The organism is Pseudomonas sp. FG36 (genome assembly GCF_057809275.1).
Map to the genome: position 1 here is coordinate 1 of NZ_JBMDJQ010000007.1, position 13,150 is coordinate 13,150.

The 13,150-nt window shown below is 64.4% G+C and carries 15 protein-coding genes; 5 read left to right on the top strand and 10 right to left on the bottom strand.

Going from position 1 to position 13,150, the window contains the following annotated elements:
* The first annotated feature begins 123 nt into the window (after nucleotides 1-123).
* Nucleotides 124-843: a lysophospholipid acyltransferase family protein gene (locus ACODS9_RS07630; protein WP_489093627.1), complete on the top strand. Its 720-nt coding sequence runs from the start codon at nucleotides 124-126 to the stop codon at nucleotides 841-843.
* Nucleotides 844-918: 75 nt separating this feature from the next.
* Nucleotides 919-1,890 (top strand): magnesium and cobalt transport protein CorA, encoded by a 972-nt coding sequence (locus ACODS9_RS07635; RefSeq protein WP_046856580.1) that lies wholly within the window; start codon nucleotides 919-921, stop codon nucleotides 1,888-1,890.
* Nucleotides 1,891-1,963: 73 nt separating this feature from the next.
* Here the strand turns inward: ACODS9_RS07635 and ACODS9_RS07640 are convergent, their stop codons facing one another.
* Nucleotides 1,964-2,698, bottom strand: coding sequence for an amidotransferase (locus tag ACODS9_RS07640; RefSeq protein ID WP_401110098.1), 735 nt, complete (start codon nucleotides 2,696-2,698; stop codon nucleotides 1,964-1,966).
* Nucleotides 2,699-3,226: 528 nt separating this feature from the next.
* Between ACODS9_RS07640 and ACODS9_RS07645 the strand changes: the two genes are divergently transcribed.
* The gene (locus tag ACODS9_RS07645; RefSeq protein WP_401110101.1) at nucleotides 3,227-4,030 is read left to right on the top strand and encodes a cytochrome c; all 804 of its coding nucleotides are present in this window, start codon (nucleotides 3,227-3,229) and stop codon (nucleotides 4,028-4,030) included.
* A 20-nt stretch (nucleotides 4,031-4,050) separates the two neighbouring features.
* On the opposite strand, the gene ACODS9_RS07650 is transcribed toward ACODS9_RS07645, so the two are convergent.
* The 4 genes from ACODS9_RS07650 to ACODS9_RS07665 all read right to left on the bottom strand — a co-directional run bounded on the left by ACODS9_RS07650 (nucleotide 4,051) and on the right by ACODS9_RS07665 (nucleotide 7,404).
* Nucleotides 4,051-4,383: a ribonuclease E inhibitor RraB gene (locus ACODS9_RS07650; protein ID WP_038705647.1), complete on the bottom strand. Its 333-nt coding sequence runs from the start codon at nucleotides 4,381-4,383 to the stop codon at nucleotides 4,051-4,053.
* A gap of 185 nt (nucleotides 4,384-4,568) precedes the next feature.
* Nucleotides 4,569-4,805 (bottom strand): hypothetical protein, encoded by a 237-nt coding sequence (locus ACODS9_RS07655; RefSeq protein WP_489093628.1) that lies wholly within the window; start codon nucleotides 4,803-4,805, stop codon nucleotides 4,569-4,571.
* A gap of 145 nt (nucleotides 4,806-4,950) precedes the next feature.
* Nucleotides 4,951-7,026: an LTA synthase family protein gene (locus ACODS9_RS07660; protein WP_489093629.1), complete on the bottom strand. Its 2,076-nt coding sequence runs from the start codon at nucleotides 7,024-7,026 to the stop codon at nucleotides 4,951-4,953.
* 186 nt (nucleotides 7,027-7,212) lie between these two features.
* Nucleotides 7,213-7,404, bottom strand: coding sequence for a PLDc N-terminal domain-containing protein (locus ACODS9_RS07665; protein ID WP_023629733.1), 192 nt, complete (start codon nucleotides 7,402-7,404; stop codon nucleotides 7,213-7,215).
* A 126-nt stretch (nucleotides 7,405-7,530) separates the two neighbouring features.
* Between ACODS9_RS07665 and ACODS9_RS07670 the strand changes: the two genes are divergently transcribed.
* The gene (locus ACODS9_RS07670) at nucleotides 7,531-8,469 is read left to right on the top strand and encodes a ZIP family metal transporter (protein ID WP_401110106.1); all 939 of its coding nucleotides are present in this window, start codon (nucleotides 7,531-7,533) and stop codon (nucleotides 8,467-8,469) included.
* Between the two features lie 48 nt (nucleotides 8,470-8,517).
* Here the strand turns inward: ACODS9_RS07670 and ACODS9_RS07675 are convergent, their stop codons facing one another.
* The gene (locus tag ACODS9_RS07675) at nucleotides 8,518-9,048 is read right to left on the bottom strand and encodes a hypothetical protein (RefSeq protein WP_102684198.1); all 531 of its coding nucleotides are present in this window, start codon (nucleotides 9,046-9,048) and stop codon (nucleotides 8,518-8,520) included.
* 59 nt (nucleotides 9,049-9,107) lie between these two features.
* The gene (locus ACODS9_RS07680) at nucleotides 9,108-9,629 is read right to left on the bottom strand and encodes an ankyrin repeat domain-containing protein (protein ID WP_046856586.1); all 522 of its coding nucleotides are present in this window, start codon (nucleotides 9,627-9,629) and stop codon (nucleotides 9,108-9,110) included.
* Between the two features lie 268 nt (nucleotides 9,630-9,897).
* On the opposite strand from ACODS9_RS07680, the gene ACODS9_RS07685 reads away from it, so the two are divergent.
* Nucleotides 9,898-10,170, top strand: a complete 273-nt coding sequence (locus ACODS9_RS07685) for a DUF3509 domain-containing protein (RefSeq protein ID WP_046856587.1) — start codon at nucleotides 9,898-9,900, stop codon at nucleotides 10,168-10,170.
* Between the two features lie 74 nt (nucleotides 10,171-10,244).
* On the opposite strand, the gene ACODS9_RS07690 is transcribed toward ACODS9_RS07685, so the two are convergent.
* From ACODS9_RS07690 to aroC, 3 genes are all read right to left on the bottom strand, one after another.
* Nucleotides 10,245-10,781, bottom strand: a complete 537-nt coding sequence (locus ACODS9_RS07690) for an oxidase (protein WP_313047821.1) — start codon at nucleotides 10,779-10,781, stop codon at nucleotides 10,245-10,247.
* Entirely contained in the window at nucleotides 10,781-11,935 is a 1,155-nt protein-coding gene (locus ACODS9_RS07695; RefSeq protein ID WP_401110113.1) for an MFS transporter, read from the bottom strand. The genes ACODS9_RS07690 and ACODS9_RS07695 overlap by 1 nt, the downstream gene beginning before the upstream one ends.
* A gap of 72 nt (nucleotides 11,936-12,007) precedes the next feature.
* Entirely contained in the window at nucleotides 12,008-13,099 is a 1,092-nt protein-coding gene (gene aroC / locus ACODS9_RS07700) for a chorismate synthase (RefSeq protein WP_038705644.1), read from the bottom strand.
* Between the last annotated feature and the right edge of the window lie 51 nt (nucleotides 13,100-13,150).

Here is a 13,150-nt window from a genome sequence, read left to right on the forward strand (position 1 = left end):
CCCCCCCCCCCCCCCCCCCCCCCCCCCCCCCGCACCCACTTGACCTCCCACGCTACAGCAACGTTTGCCCCCACCAGTGCACACCCGTACACTGCGCCGCGACTGTCCGGTGTGAGTCGTACCATGCTTTATATGCTCCGCATGCTCCTGTTGGCGCTGCACTTTCTGCTCGTGGGTGTCGTCGGTCTGGTGATCGGCCTGCTGCGTCCGTTCAACCCCGAAAACAGCCGCCTGTTCGCCCGCCTGTACAGCGTGCCGGCCGCCTGGTTGCTGCGCATCAAGGTCAAGGCCGAGGTCGGCCCACTGTGGGACCAGCCCCCCGGCTGCGTGATCATCGCCAACCACCAGTCCAACTATGACCTGTTCATCCTCGGCCAGGTGGTGCCCCGGCGTACCGTGGCCATCGGCAAGAAGAGCCTGGGCTGGATCCCGCTGTTCGGCCAGTTGTTCTGGCTGGGCGGCAATGTGCTGATCGACCGCAAGAACGCCTATCAGGCACGCAAGGCCATGCAGACCACCACCCGGACCCTGCGCGACGATACTTCGATCTGGATCTTTCCCGAGGGCACGCGCAACCCCGGCGAACAGTTGCTGGCGTTCAAGAAAGGCGCTTTCCACATGGCGATCGAGGCCGGCGTGCCGATCGTGCCGGTATGCGTCAGCCGCTACACCAGGCGCCTGAGCCTGAACAGCTGGCGCCAGCGCACGGTAGTCATCCGCTCGCTGGCCCCCATCGCCACCGCGGGCCTGACCCAACAGGACCTGCCGGCGCTGATCGAACAGTGTCGCAACCAGATGCAGCATTGCATCGACCATATGGAAAGCGAAGTCAGCGCGTCCTGACCTGCGTGCGGACTTGCCCCGTGCCGCTACACAGCCCAAGCTGTGTAGCGTGTTCAATCGAATAAGCGGACAACCATGGGTCGAGTCGTCGCGGCGGCGGTCTACAGCGCCGGCAGGAAGGTCACCAACATCAGCCTCGACGAGGGCGCCGAATGGGCGCGCAAGCCCGGGCACTTCGTGTGGATCGGCCTGGAAGAGCCCAACGCCGAGGAACTGGCCAACCTGCAGCGCCAGTTCGGCCTGCACGAGCTGGCCATCGAGGACGCCCTGGAGAAACACAGCCGGCCAAAGCTGGAAACCTTCGGCGACGCGCTGTTCATCGTCACCTATTCGCCGGTGCGGCACGAAGGCCGGCTGGAATTCATCGAAACCCACATCTTCGCCGGTAACGGCTACATCATCACCTGCCGCAACGGCCACTCCAAGTCCTACGCCCTGGTGCGCCAGCGCTGCGAGGCGCGCCCGTTGCTGCTCGAGCACGGCGAGGACTTCGTGCTCTACGCCCTGCTGGATTTCGTCACCGAGAACTACCAGCCGGTCAGCGAGGCCATCCACGGCGAGATCGAGGAGCTGGAGCAAAGCGTGCTCAGCAACTCGCTCAAGGAAGAAGACATCCAGCGCCTGCACAGCCTGCGCCGCGATATCCTGCGCCTGCGCCGCTACGTGGCGCCGATGGTGGAGGTCAGCGAAGAGCTGCAGCGCCTGAGCTTCCCGTTCATCGACAAGAACATGCGCCCGTACTTCCGCGACGTGCAGATCCACGTGACCCGGCAGATGGAAGATTTGGCCGGCATCCGCGACATCGCCAGCCAGACCATCGAGATCGGCATGCTGCTGGAGTCGTCACGGCAAAGCATCACCCAGCGCAAGTTCGCCGCCTGGGCGGCGATCCTGGCGTTTCCCACGGCGATTGCCGGGATCTACGGGATGAATTTCCAGAACATGCCGGAGCTGGGCTGGCACTACGGCTACTTTGCCGTGCTGGGGGTGATCGGACTGGGCTGTTCGGGGCTGTATTTCAGTTTCAAGCGGTCGGGGTGGCTTTAGGATCGCCGGGAGCGCTTCCAACCCTGTGGGAGCCGGCTTGCCGGCGAAAAGGCCGCAAAGCGGCCTCGCTTGATCAGGCAATGCTATCCCTGGCCTTCACCGGCTGCTGGACGAAGCGCAGCATCCACTCGCCCACCAGATCCCCCTGGTGCTCGGTGGCAAGGCTGGCCACCGCCTTGGCATAGACTTCGTCGCCCAACGAGGCCTGGCGCGCGTCGAGCAGCGCCCGGGAATAGTCGTGGACGAACTCCGGGTGGCCCTGGAAGCACAGCACCTGGTCACGGATATGGTAGGCGGCGTTGGGGCAGAAATCGCTCGAGGCGATGACCGTGGCCCCTTCAGGTAGCTTGGTGACCTGGTCCTGGTGGCTGATCAGCAAGGTCAGCTCGGATACCTGCGGGTCCATCCACGGCGCATGGGCCGCCAGGCTGTAGCGGTGGATGCCCACGCCCCAGCCCTTGTCGGCGCGCTCGGCCTTGCCGCCGAGGGTCAACGCCAACAATTGGTGACCGAAACACACCCCCAGCAACTTCTCGCCCCGCTCATACAGCTTGAGCAGGTAGGCCTTGAGCGTCTGGATCCACGGATCGTCGCCGAACGAGTCGGCCTTGCTGCCGGTCACCAGATAGGCATCGAAGGTCCGCTCGGCCGGCGGATAATCGCCGTTCATCACGTTGTACACATCAAACTCGGCGGCGATCGGCTGGCGTGAAAACAGCTGCTCGAACATCCTTCCGTAGCCCTGGTACTGCGCGATCAACTCCGGCCGCAGGACATCGGTTTCAAGGATGCAGATGCGTAACGACATAGCGGTAGTCCTGAACGACATGTGGGTGGGATTTGCTGTAAAGACTGACGCGAAAGGGGCGTACAAGCAAGTAGGATGTCCAGACGAACGGTAGGCCCTGTAACCCTTGGTAACCCTTGCCGCGCACTCGTCTAGCGTCAGCGTGCCAGCGGGGTGGCCAGTGGCCTTAAAGCCATGAGGAATCGACATGATTTTTTTTAGAGCAAAGGGTTCTGAAACAGGGATGACGCGGGCCCTAGTGTTGGTTGTATATCCAGAAACACGCGGCAAGCAGTGAGGACGTTCGATCACGCCACTGCGATCGACCCGAAGCCAGACAAGGAAGCCAAGGGTTATTCAGGAATAACAACAAGAAGGCGGTCCGCCATGTTCAGACAATCCAAAGTACGCCAAGCCGGGCTCATACTCTTCGCCACGACCCTGCTGCTGATCCTGCCCAACCTTACCCGGTTGTTCGGTTGATCGCGGCAGTGGCCTTTTCCAAGCGTGCGTGGGTAACCTGCCGACCTTGATGGTTGGAGATTCCCCATGCGCCTGTGCCTTACCCTGCTCTGCTTGCTGATTCCCCTGCCAGCGCTGGCCGCGCAACTGACCCTCGAACTGGGTAACGGCAGCCGGCACTGGCAGAGCGAGCAACTGCTCACCCATCCCCAGGCACGGGACGTCACTATTGAACAGGACGTTGCCTACAAGCGCACCATGCATTACCGCGCCGTACCGCTGGCAGCATTGCTCGAGGGCGTAAAACCGAGCGACCACCTGCAGGCGGTGGCCCTCGACGGTTTCGCTGCAGAAATGCCCGCCGGCCCGCTGTTGCAGCCAGGTCCGGCACAAGCCTGGCTGGCCATCGAGGACAACGCCCAGCCTTGGCCACCACTCGGCCAGGGAAAAGCGGGAGCCGGGCCGTTCTATCTGGTATGGACCCAGCCCCAGGCGAGCGGCATCCGCCCAGAGCAATGGCCGTTCCAGATCGCCAGCATTCGCAGCCTGGCACCGGTCGAGACGCGCTTCCCCGCCCTGTTGCCAGACCCAGCGCTGCCCGATGCGGATCCGGTGCGCCATGGCTTTGCCCTGTTCCAGCAGAATTGCCTGGCCTGCCACCGCCTCAATGGCGCTGGCGATGCGCACCTGGGCCCTGACCTGAACCTGCCGCACAACCCTACCGAATACTTTCAGCCGGCATTCCTGCGCCAATACATTCGCGATCCGCAGAGCCTGCGGCACTGGCCGCAGGCCAAGATGCCTGGGTTCTCCACCCAGGTGCTGAGCGACCAGGAACTCGATGCATTGCTGGCATACCTGAAACATATGGCCGGGCGCAAACCACGGTAGGACGCACGGGGCCGCGTTGCCTAGGCAATCGGCCGTTCCTGCTTGACGCCCCAACCCTCGACCTCGCCGCCATGGGGCGACACGAGCCGTTCAAAGGCCTGTTCGAAGGCACCGATGCCGCCATGGGTGGCGTACATCACCTTGCTCAGTTCCAGATGCCAGGCGCCGTCGTCGCGCTCGCTCACCTGGGCGCTGAGCGACTCGCCACGGAACTGCACGGCCGCCCGGCGTGCGGCGGCCTCGTCGGGAAACACGGCATAGAACTCGATGGGATGAATACGGGTGAAATCGAAACCGCCAGCTTTCATCTGGCGCAGGACACTGCTGCTGATGTCGTCGTATTGGCTGCTCATGAAACGTCCTCCTGCAAAGCAATGGATAGACTTTCAGTGCACAAAGCACCTGCCTGGCAAGCGTGCCATGCCTGGCAATTCGAGCTGATGCAAGACGCGAGTGGAATCGACGCGGACCCGCAGATTTGGCCGGCGCCTGTCTCCAGCGTAGTGCCTGTGCAGGCACTGCGCCAGAGCGTGGCGGCTCAGGATAGCTGGCGAATGGTGGTGATGGTCACGCCGCTCTGCTCCTTGAGCCAGCGTGCCGTGGGAGAAAAGCTGCGATCCTGGAAGTCATTGAGGTCAAGTTCATCCATGAGCGGGAACAAACGCGAACGGATGGCGCGTGCGGCGTCCTCCTCGCTGGGGCATTGCTCGGCATTGAGCAGCAGCGTCTGCGGCTCGCCCTTCTGGTCGGCAAAGCTGACTTCCCATGCTTTCATCGATCAGCCCTCGCTGGCACAACAGTGAATGGAACTGCGTACTAGCTTGACCATGACACAGCGGCAAATGTTCAGCCGCGTGCATGAAACCGCATGAAAAAAGCCCGCCGGTCAACGGCGGGCTTCCTTGGGCCACTCGGCGCTACTACTTCGGCGTGCCGTGGACGACACCGGCGGTGTTGTCCAACAGGCTCTTGGTGGCCGTCTGGATGTAGGCCTCGAGCTTCTTGAGCATTTCCGGCTGGTCGGGGCTGTCGATCAGCTCAGCCTTGAACTCGCGGCCCAACTGGTAGCGGTACATGCGCGGGGTCATGTCCTTGGACTCGATGAGGATGCGGTCGCCCTGTACCAGGCCGACGATCTGCTCGCTGCCCGACGGCTTGATCATGCCCACGCCCTGGTCGCCCTCAGGCAGGTTGAGCAGGTCGCGCCCCCAGCACTGATGGCGGGCCTGGCCACCGAGACGGCCCATGATGGTCGGCACGATGTCGACCTGGGTGCCCACGGTGTGGTTGACCGCGCCGAACTTCTCCTGGATGCCTGGGGCGATCAGCAGCAGCGGCACGTTGAAGCGGCCCAGGTCCAGCTCGGTGACCTGCTGGTGGTTGCCGAAGCCGTGGTCGCCGACGATGACGAACAGGGTGTCCTTGAAGTACGACTCCTTGCGTGCCTTCTCGAAGAACTGGCCCAGCGCCCAGTCGGAGTAGCGCATGGCGGTCAGGTGCTCGTCCAGGCGGCCCTGCCCGGTGACCTTCTCCACCGGCAGGTCCTTGGGCAAGGCATACGGGGTGTGGTTGGAGAGGGTCTGCAGCAGCGCGTAGATCGGCTTCTTGCCGTCATGCTTGGCCAGCTCTTCGTTGCCACGGTCGAACATGTCCTGGTCGGACACGCCCCAGGTCGGGTCGGAGAACACCGGGTCGACGAAGTCGTTGCGGCCGATGAAGGTGGTCATGCCCTGGTTGCCGAAGAATCCGGACTGGTTGTCCCAGGCGAAGTCGCCGTTGTAGACGTAGACGTCGTCATAGTCGCGGGCACTGAGCAGCGCCGGCAGGCCGGACAGCTTGTGGCCGCCTTCCGGGGTCTGCATCAGGTATTCGAAGCCCGGCAGGTTGGGGAAGCAGGCCATGGTGGCGAACATGCCCTGGTGGGTATGGGTGCCATTGGAGAAGAAGCGGTCGAACAGCAGACCCTCCTTGGCCAGCTTGTCGAAGTACGGGGTGATGTTGTTCGGGCTGCCCAGGGCGCCGACCGAGTGACCGGCGAAGCTTTCCATGAGGATCACCACGACGTTCTTGACCCCCAGCGTGTTCGCCGCTGGCGGCACGAAATCACGGCGGATCGCGGCCTCGTCGGCATCGACCAGGGTGTCGTTGGCGGTCAGCAGCTGCTCGCGCACGGTCTGGGTGGCCAGCGGCTGGTCCAGCACGGGCTTCCAGATATTGGCGCGGTCTTCGCCGAAGCGGCTCTTGGCGGCATCGATCAGGGTCAGGGTGCCGTTCAGGCCCAGCTGGTTGACGAAGTTGGAGTCGGTGGTGAAGGCATCACCCCAGCGCATCGGCGGACCCTGGCGCAGGGTGCCACGGGCGGCGACCACGGCCACCAGCAGGACCACCATGAACACCGCCAGGCGACCGTACCAGGGCGCCAGCTTGCGGCTGCCCGACAGCTGGGCGCTGCCGTTGCCGCGAGTCAGGCGGTCGATGCCCTTGAACAGCAGGCTCAGCAGCCAGGTACCAACCAGCCAGGCCAACAGGTAGCGGACCACCGGGAAGCCGTACCAGAGCATGCTCATGACGGTCTTGGGGTCTTCCTTGATGTACTGGAACACCAAGCCGTTCAGGCGCTGGTGGAACTCGCGGTAGAAGTCCATCTCCATCAGGCCGAGGAACATCACCACGCTCGAAGCGATGGTCAGCCAGAAGCGGAACAGGCCACGGCGGGCCATCAGCCAGGGGCTGAGCAGCGCCAGCAGCAACGGGATGCTGATGTACACCACCACGCGCAGGTCGAAGCGCAGGCCGTTGAAGAAGCCCTCGGCGACTGTCGAGTACGGCGTGTCGCCGATCATGTCGCTGTTGTAGACCAGCAGCGCCAGGCGCACCAGGCTGAGCATCAGCATGATCACCAGGCCACTGAGCAACGTGTAGGCCAGGTGGGATTTCAGGGTCGGCGAGAACGAGCCTCGCACACCCTGTTGCTTCAAGGCGTCCGTGTTAGCCATGAATGGAGAGGTCCTAGGATTGCGGTTTGCGGGAAGGCGAAAGCGCCAATAGCCTGGTGGTCTGGCCCTTGTGGGCAAGGTGAGACCAAGGCCGCATTGTGCGGCGCGGATTTTCAAAAATCGAGTGTGAAAATTTTGTCGAGAGCAGCCTTCCCTTACAAAGTTACACAGTTGGGGGGCGGGGCCTCAGATCCGCACATTGCCCCGTGGCCCGGCGATCGCCCAGATGATCAGCCCCAGCACCGGCAACAGCAGGATCAGCAGGATCCAGAGCACCTTGATCCCGACCTCGGCGCCGCTCTTGAGCACATTGAGAATGGCCCAGATGTCCAGGGCCAGGATGATCAGGCCGACCAGGCTGTTGAAGGTGGACCCCATGGTGCCGCTCCCGCACGGTGTGTGTGCCCCAGAGCATAGCTGGCTATGGCCCCGATAGAAGGGAATCCTTGGCGGCGAATGCCGGTCAGTGAATAAACTGCTGTCATTCACTGCCCAGAGGTCCGCATGCCCCCCGCCCACACCCAAAGCGCCGCCCCCGACTCACTGTTCAGCGCCTGGCGGCAACAGGCGCTGCAAACCCCTTGGCTCAGCGCCGGCCTGGTGCTGAGCCTGCTGGCCATCGGCGCATTGCTGCTGGCGAGCATCTGGAACGCGGTCAACGGCGATCATGCCGACCACCTGCACCTGGCACTGCTCGGCGGCCTGTCCGGCTTCGGCGCCACCGCCCTGGGCGCGGTGCTGGCGGTGATCCTGCGCGACGTCAGCGCGCGCACCCAGGACGTCATGCTCGGTTTTGCCGCCGGCATGATGCTCGCCGCCAGTTCGTTCTCGCTGATCCTGCCGGGCCTGGATGCTGCCCGCGAGATCACCGGCAACGGCCCGGCGGCGGCCTTCACCGTGGTGCTGGGCATGGGCCTTGGCGTGCTGCTGATGCTGGGCCTGGACCGCTTCACCCCACACGAGCATGAAAGCACCGGCCCCTGCGGCCCGCAGGCCGAGCGGGTGAGCCGGGTGTGGCTGTTCGTGCTGGCAATCACTCTGCACAACCTGCCCGAGGGCATGGCCATCGGCGTGAGTTTCGCCAACGGCGACATGGCCATCGGCCTGCCGCTGACCAGCGCCATCGCCATCCAGGACATCCCCGAAGGCCTGGCCGTGGCCCTGGCCCTGCGTGCCACGGGGCTGTCAAACTTCAAGGCGGCGCTGGTGGCGATCGGCTCGGGGCTGATGGAACCGCTGGGCGCGGTGATCGGCCTGGGCATCTCCACCGGTTTTGCCCTGGCCTACCCGATCAGCATGGGCCTGGCGGCGGGGGCGATGATCTTCGTGGTGTCCCACGAGGTGATCCCGGAAACCCACCGTAACGGGCACCAGACCGCGGCGACGCTGGGGTTGATGGGCGGTTTCGCGGTGATGATGTTCCTCGATACCGCACTGGGTTGACAGGCCGGTCGCGGAGCCCGCTTCCACGGGCTGCGCGACGGCTACGGCTCAGATGTGCACTGCCACCTTCAGCGCTTCCAGCGCCGGCTCCACCTTGATACCAACGGCCTCGCCCAGCTCCAGCACACGGGCCAGGTCGTGCTGCCCGACCATGATCATCTGCAGCTCATCGTCGAGCAATTGGCTGAAGTTCAGCAGCACGTAGCCACCGGCTTCCTTGTTCAGCGCGCCCATCTGCACCTGGATGCGGTTGAGCGCGGTGAGCGCCTCGGTGCGCGCCAGCTGCTTGGGCTTGAGGGTGAAGGGCACGCTCTTGTCGAACGAGTCGCTGATCTGCTGGAACAGGTCCTGGTAGCTGTCGGCCTGGAACAGCACGGTATCGGGCAGGCTGCCGACCACCACCCATTCACCCAACGGGAACGGGAAGCTGTCGTCGTAGTTGATGTCCGGATTGGCAGCGAGGAAGGCGGCGGGGTCGGCGTAGGCCTCGGCGGCCTCGGCGGCGATGCGCTCGATGTCCTCATCGCGCATGCAACCGGCGCCGATGAGGCTGATGAATTCGAGCAACTGGTCTTTCATGGGGGGGCCTGCGGTTGACGTGAAAGGCGCCAAGGATAGCCGCAAAAGCCCCCGGGCAGTTAGCCGGCCAATGCTTCCAGACGTGCCGCGCTATCCACCGCACCCATGGTGCGGGCCGCCATCAGCGCAGTGGCGCCGGCGGCATCGCGGTGCGCGGGGTCGGCACCCTGGGCCAACAGATAGTCGATGATCTCCAGGCGGTTGAACATTGCCGCCAGCATCAATGCGCTACGGCCGTCAGCAGCGGCGGCATCCACCGGCACGCCGTGTTCCAGCAGCAGGCGGATCATCGCCAGGTCGCCCTTGAAGGCAGCGCCGGCTATGGGCAACTGGCCGTTGTCATTGGCGATCAGCGGATCGGCACCATGGGCCAGCAGCACCTGCACGGCGTCATGGTGACCGTGGTAGCTGGCCAGCATCAGCAAGGTGTCGCCCTTGTGGTTGCGCAGGTTGGCGGGCAGGCCGTTATCGAGCAGGCGGCCGAGCATTGTCGCGTCGCCGCGGCGGGCGCGCTCGAAGACCTCCTCGGCGAAGGCCGCGGCTTCTTCCGTGGTCATGGTGGCGGGCTGGTGATCGGACATCGGGAACCTCCTGGCATCTGGCAATGGGCCAAGTGTCCATCAGGCAGCAATGACAGGTCCAAGGTTCAGATTCTATCGGCGGCAGAGAGCCAGGCTATGACCGTGCAAAATGCACTGTGCAAAATGCACGGGCGTGCAGAATGCAATACAGGCACCTGCAAAAACAAATATAACTTATTGATTTTTAAGCTTTTTATTTTAATACCAGGCTGGCACGGTCACTGCAATCATCAACTCAAGTCTGCCAGTACAACAGTCAGGAGTTGATATGGACCTCATCCAGCAAAAATTCGCTTCGCTCTTCGCCGCCTACCAGGTTGCCACCCAGCCGCGCCCCGACGGCGGCGTGCTGCTGACCCTGCGCGCCAGCGACGGCGTGGTGACCCGCCGGGTGCTGTCCTATGCGCAACTGCACAGTGCCGAGCAACTGTCGTGGGCCATCAGCGCCATCCGCCGCGACCTTGCCGAACAAGCCAGCGAGCTGCCGGTGATTTCCATGCTGCAGAGCCAGCAACGCTTCGCCCTGCCGACCTACCGCTAAGCGCGTAACCTGTTCCCGGGGCAGCTTCTGCTCACCCTTGGAGGGTGTGAGCAGAAGCTGCCCCGCGAGCTCATTCAGAGTTCATCGAAACCAGCAAATTGCCGCGCCATGGCATCCCCGGTGAAGCGTGGCTGCACACCCTGCTCGCTGCCGAACAGGCGCAGGGCCAGGCAGAATGGGCTGGCCCCCAGGTCCAGCCAGCGATGCGTGCCGGCCGGCACCAGCAGCACGTCATCCTTCTCGCACAGCACGGCATACACCGCGCCGCCCAGGCGCAGGCTGACCTGTGCACGCCCGCTGATCACCGCGAACACTTCATCGCTGTCATGCACATGCTCATCACGCAGGTCGGCCTGGCTCAAGTCGGCGCCATCGCGGCTGAGCACGCCAAATACCACGCTGCCGTGCTCGGTCATCAGTTGGTCGAGCGGCCCACGGCACGCCGCGACCACTTCATCCTGGCTGCTGCCCGGGCGCAGGCGCGCGCCGGACTGCCAGCGGCCGAAGCGCACGCCCTGCTCGGCCAGGGTCGCGGCGATGTCGTCGTGGTGGGTCAGCACCTTGTGCGGCAGGTCCGGGCTGGACAGGTCGAATACGCTGAGGATGCTCATCAGGGGTGGTTCCTGCTTTCTTTGAGTCGGAAGGCAATGATAACGGCTGCCGCGAGCGCCGCGACGCTGGCCATACCAAAGGTGAAGTGTGGGCCCAGCAGTTTCCAGCTGTAGCCCGAGTACAGTGCGCCCAGGGCACCGCCAGTGCCTGACAGCGCCGCATACAGCGCCTGGCCCTGGCCCTGCTGGCGAGCGCCGAAGCTGGCCTGGACAAAGGCGATGGCCGCGGCATGGAAACAGCCGAACGTGGCCGCGTGCAATACCTGGGCGAACACCAGCACCGCCGGGATATCCGCCAGGTTGCCAAGCAACAACCAGCGCAGCGCGGCCAGCAGGAAGCTGGCCAGCAGCACCTTGCGCACCGAGCAGCGGACGAAGATCCGGCTCATGACCATGAACACCAGCACTTCGGCCACCACGCCAAGCGCCCATAGCAAGCCGATGGCGCCGCGGCTGTAGCCCAGGTGCTCCAGGTGCAGGGTGAGGAAGGTGTAGTACGGTCCGTGGCTGAGCTGCATGAGGGCCACGCATACATAGAAGGCCAGTACCCCAGGCGCCCGCACCTGCCTGAGAAAGCCCCCTGCCCCGCGCTGCTCGGCCTGCTCGACGGGTTGCGCATTGGGCACCCAGAGGCTGGCAACGACGATACCGGCCATGATCGCCACCAGCGCCAGCGGGTAGATGTCCAGGCTCAGCCACTCGAACAGGCGCCCGAGGCCTACCACGGCGAGGATGAAGCCGATCGAGCCCCATAGCCGCACCTGGCTGTAACGCGAGGTCTGGCCGTGCAGGTGGGCCAGGGTGATCACTTCGAACTGCGGCAGCACCGCGTGCCAGAAGAAGGCGTGCAACGCCATGACCAGCGCCAGCCAGGCGTAGCTCTTGCCGAAGAAGATCAGCGAGAAGGTCGCCAGGGTCGACAGCGCGCCCAGGCGCACGATCAGCAGGCGCTGGCCGCTGCGGTCACCGAGCCAGCCCCACAGGTTGGGGGCCACGCAGCGCATGAGCATGGGGATGGCCACCAGCTCGCCGATGCGCGCCGGGGAGAAGCCCAGGTGGTCGAAGTACAGGGCCAGGAACGGCGCGGTGGAACCGAGCAGGGCGAAGTAGAAGAGGTAGAAGCTGGAGAGGCGCCAGTAGGGAATCGGGGACATCGGGTGGGCCTTGTGTGAGCCTGCACCGGTCTCTTCGCGGGATTACCGGCGAAGAGACCGACCCTGGCTAAGTCAGAGCTGGCCCAGTACCGGGGTGCCCACCTTCACTTCGGCATTCTGCGCACGATGGCGCAGCAGGTGATCCATCAAGGCAATGGCCATCATCGCCTCGGCGATCGGCGTGGCGCGGATGCCGACGCAAGGGTCGTGACGGCCCTTGGTGATCACCTCCACCGGTTTGCCATCGACGTCGATGGAACGGCCCGGGGTGGTGATGCTCGAGGTCGGCTTGAGCGCCAGGTGGGCGACGATCGGCTGGCCCGAGGAAATGCCGCCAAGGATGCCGCCGGCGTTGTTGCTGAGGAAGCCCTCGGGCGTCATCTCGTCACGGTGCTCGGTGCCGCGCTGGGCGACACTGGCGAAACCGGCGCCGATCTCCACACCCTTGACCGCGTTGATGCTCATCAAGGCATGGGCCAGCTCGGCGTCGAGGCGGTCGAAGATCGGCTCGCCCAGGCCCGGCATCACGCCTTCGGCAACCACGGTGATCTTCGCCCCCACCGAATCCTGGTCGCGGCGCAGCTGGTCCATGTAGGCCTCGAGCTCCGGCACCTTGTCCGGGTCGGGGCTGAAGAAGGCGTTTTGCTCCACCGACTCCCAGGTCTTGAACGGGATTTCGATCGGCCCGAGCTGGCTCATGTACCCGCGCACGCGGATGCCCTGGGTGGCCAGGTACTTCTTGGCGATGGCGCCGGCCGCCACGCGCATGGCGGTTTCGCGTGCCGAGCTGCGGCCACCGCCACGATAGTCGCGGGTGCCGTACTTGTGGTGGTAGGTGTAGTCGGCGTGGGCCGGGCGGAACAGGTCCTTGATCGCCGAATAGTCCTTGGACTTCTGGTCGGTGTTGCGAATCAGCAGGCCAATCGAGCAGCCGGTGGTACGGCCTTCGAACACGCCGGAGAGGATCTCCACCTCGTCCGGCTCCTGGCGCTGGGTGGTGTGCCGGCTGGTGCCGGGCTTGCGCCGGTCGAGGTCGTGCTGCAGGTCGGCAAGGGAGATTTCCAGGCCAGGCGGGCAGCCGTCGACAATGGCGACCAACGCCGGGCCATGGCTTTCGCCAGCGGTGGTGACAGTGAACAGCTTGCCGTAGGTATTGCCGGACATGGACGCTCCGCGAATCAGCCTGAAGTGAACGAAAGCGGCAGTATACGGAAA

Excerpts from the sequence above, each read along its gene's own strand:
- ACODS9_RS07670 (WP_401110106.1), top strand. The coding sequence starts at position 7,531 with ATGCCCCCCGCCCACACCCAAAGCGCCGCCCCCGACTCACTGTTCAGC.
- ACODS9_RS07690 (WP_313047821.1), bottom strand. The coding sequence starts at position 10,781 with ATGAGCATCCTCAGCGTATTCGACCTGTCCAGCCCGGACCTGCCGCAC.
- ACODS9_RS07675 (WP_102684198.1), bottom strand. The coding sequence starts at position 9,048 with ATGAAAGACCAGTTGCTCGAATTCATCAGCCTCATCGGCGCCGGTTGC.
- ACODS9_RS07650 (WP_038705647.1), bottom strand. The coding sequence starts at position 4,383 with ATGAGCAGCCAATACGACGACATCAGCAGCAGTGTCCTGCGCCAGATG.
- ACODS9_RS07665 (WP_023629733.1), bottom strand. The coding sequence starts at position 7,404 with ATGGGGTCCACCTTCAACAGCCTGGTCGGCCTGATCATCCTGGCCCTG.
- ACODS9_RS07680 (WP_046856586.1), bottom strand. The coding sequence starts at position 9,629 with ATGTCCGATCACCAGCCCGCCACCATGACCACGGAAGAAGCCGCGGCC.
- ACODS9_RS07660 (WP_489093629.1), bottom strand. The coding sequence starts at position 7,026 with ATGGCTAACACGGACGCCTTGAAGCAACAGGGTGTGCGAGGCTCGTTC.
- aroC (WP_038705644.1), bottom strand. The coding sequence starts at position 13,099 with ATGTCCGGCAATACCTACGGCAAGCTGTTCACTGTCACCACCGCTGGC.
- ACODS9_RS07640 (WP_401110098.1), bottom strand. The coding sequence starts at position 2,698 with ATGTCGTTACGCATCTGCATCCTTGAAACCGATGTCCTGCGGCCGGAG.
- ACODS9_RS07645 (WP_401110101.1), top strand. The coding sequence starts at position 3,227 with ATGCGCCTGTGCCTTACCCTGCTCTGCTTGCTGATTCCCCTGCCAGCG.
- ACODS9_RS07655 (WP_489093628.1), bottom strand. The coding sequence starts at position 4,805 with ATGAAAGCATGGGAAGTCAGCTTTGCCGACCAGAAGGGCGAGCCGCAG.
- ACODS9_RS07695 (WP_401110113.1), bottom strand. The coding sequence starts at position 11,935 with ATGTCCCCGATTCCCTACTGGCGCCTCTCCAGCTTCTACCTCTTCTAC.
- ACODS9_RS07630 (WP_489093627.1), top strand. The coding sequence starts at position 124 with ATGCTTTATATGCTCCGCATGCTCCTGTTGGCGCTGCACTTTCTGCTC.
- ACODS9_RS07685 (WP_046856587.1), top strand. The coding sequence starts at position 9,898 with ATGGACCTCATCCAGCAAAAATTCGCTTCGCTCTTCGCCGCCTACCAG.
- ACODS9_RS07635 (WP_046856580.1), top strand. The coding sequence starts at position 919 with ATGGGTCGAGTCGTCGCGGCGGCGGTCTACAGCGCCGGCAGGAAGGTC.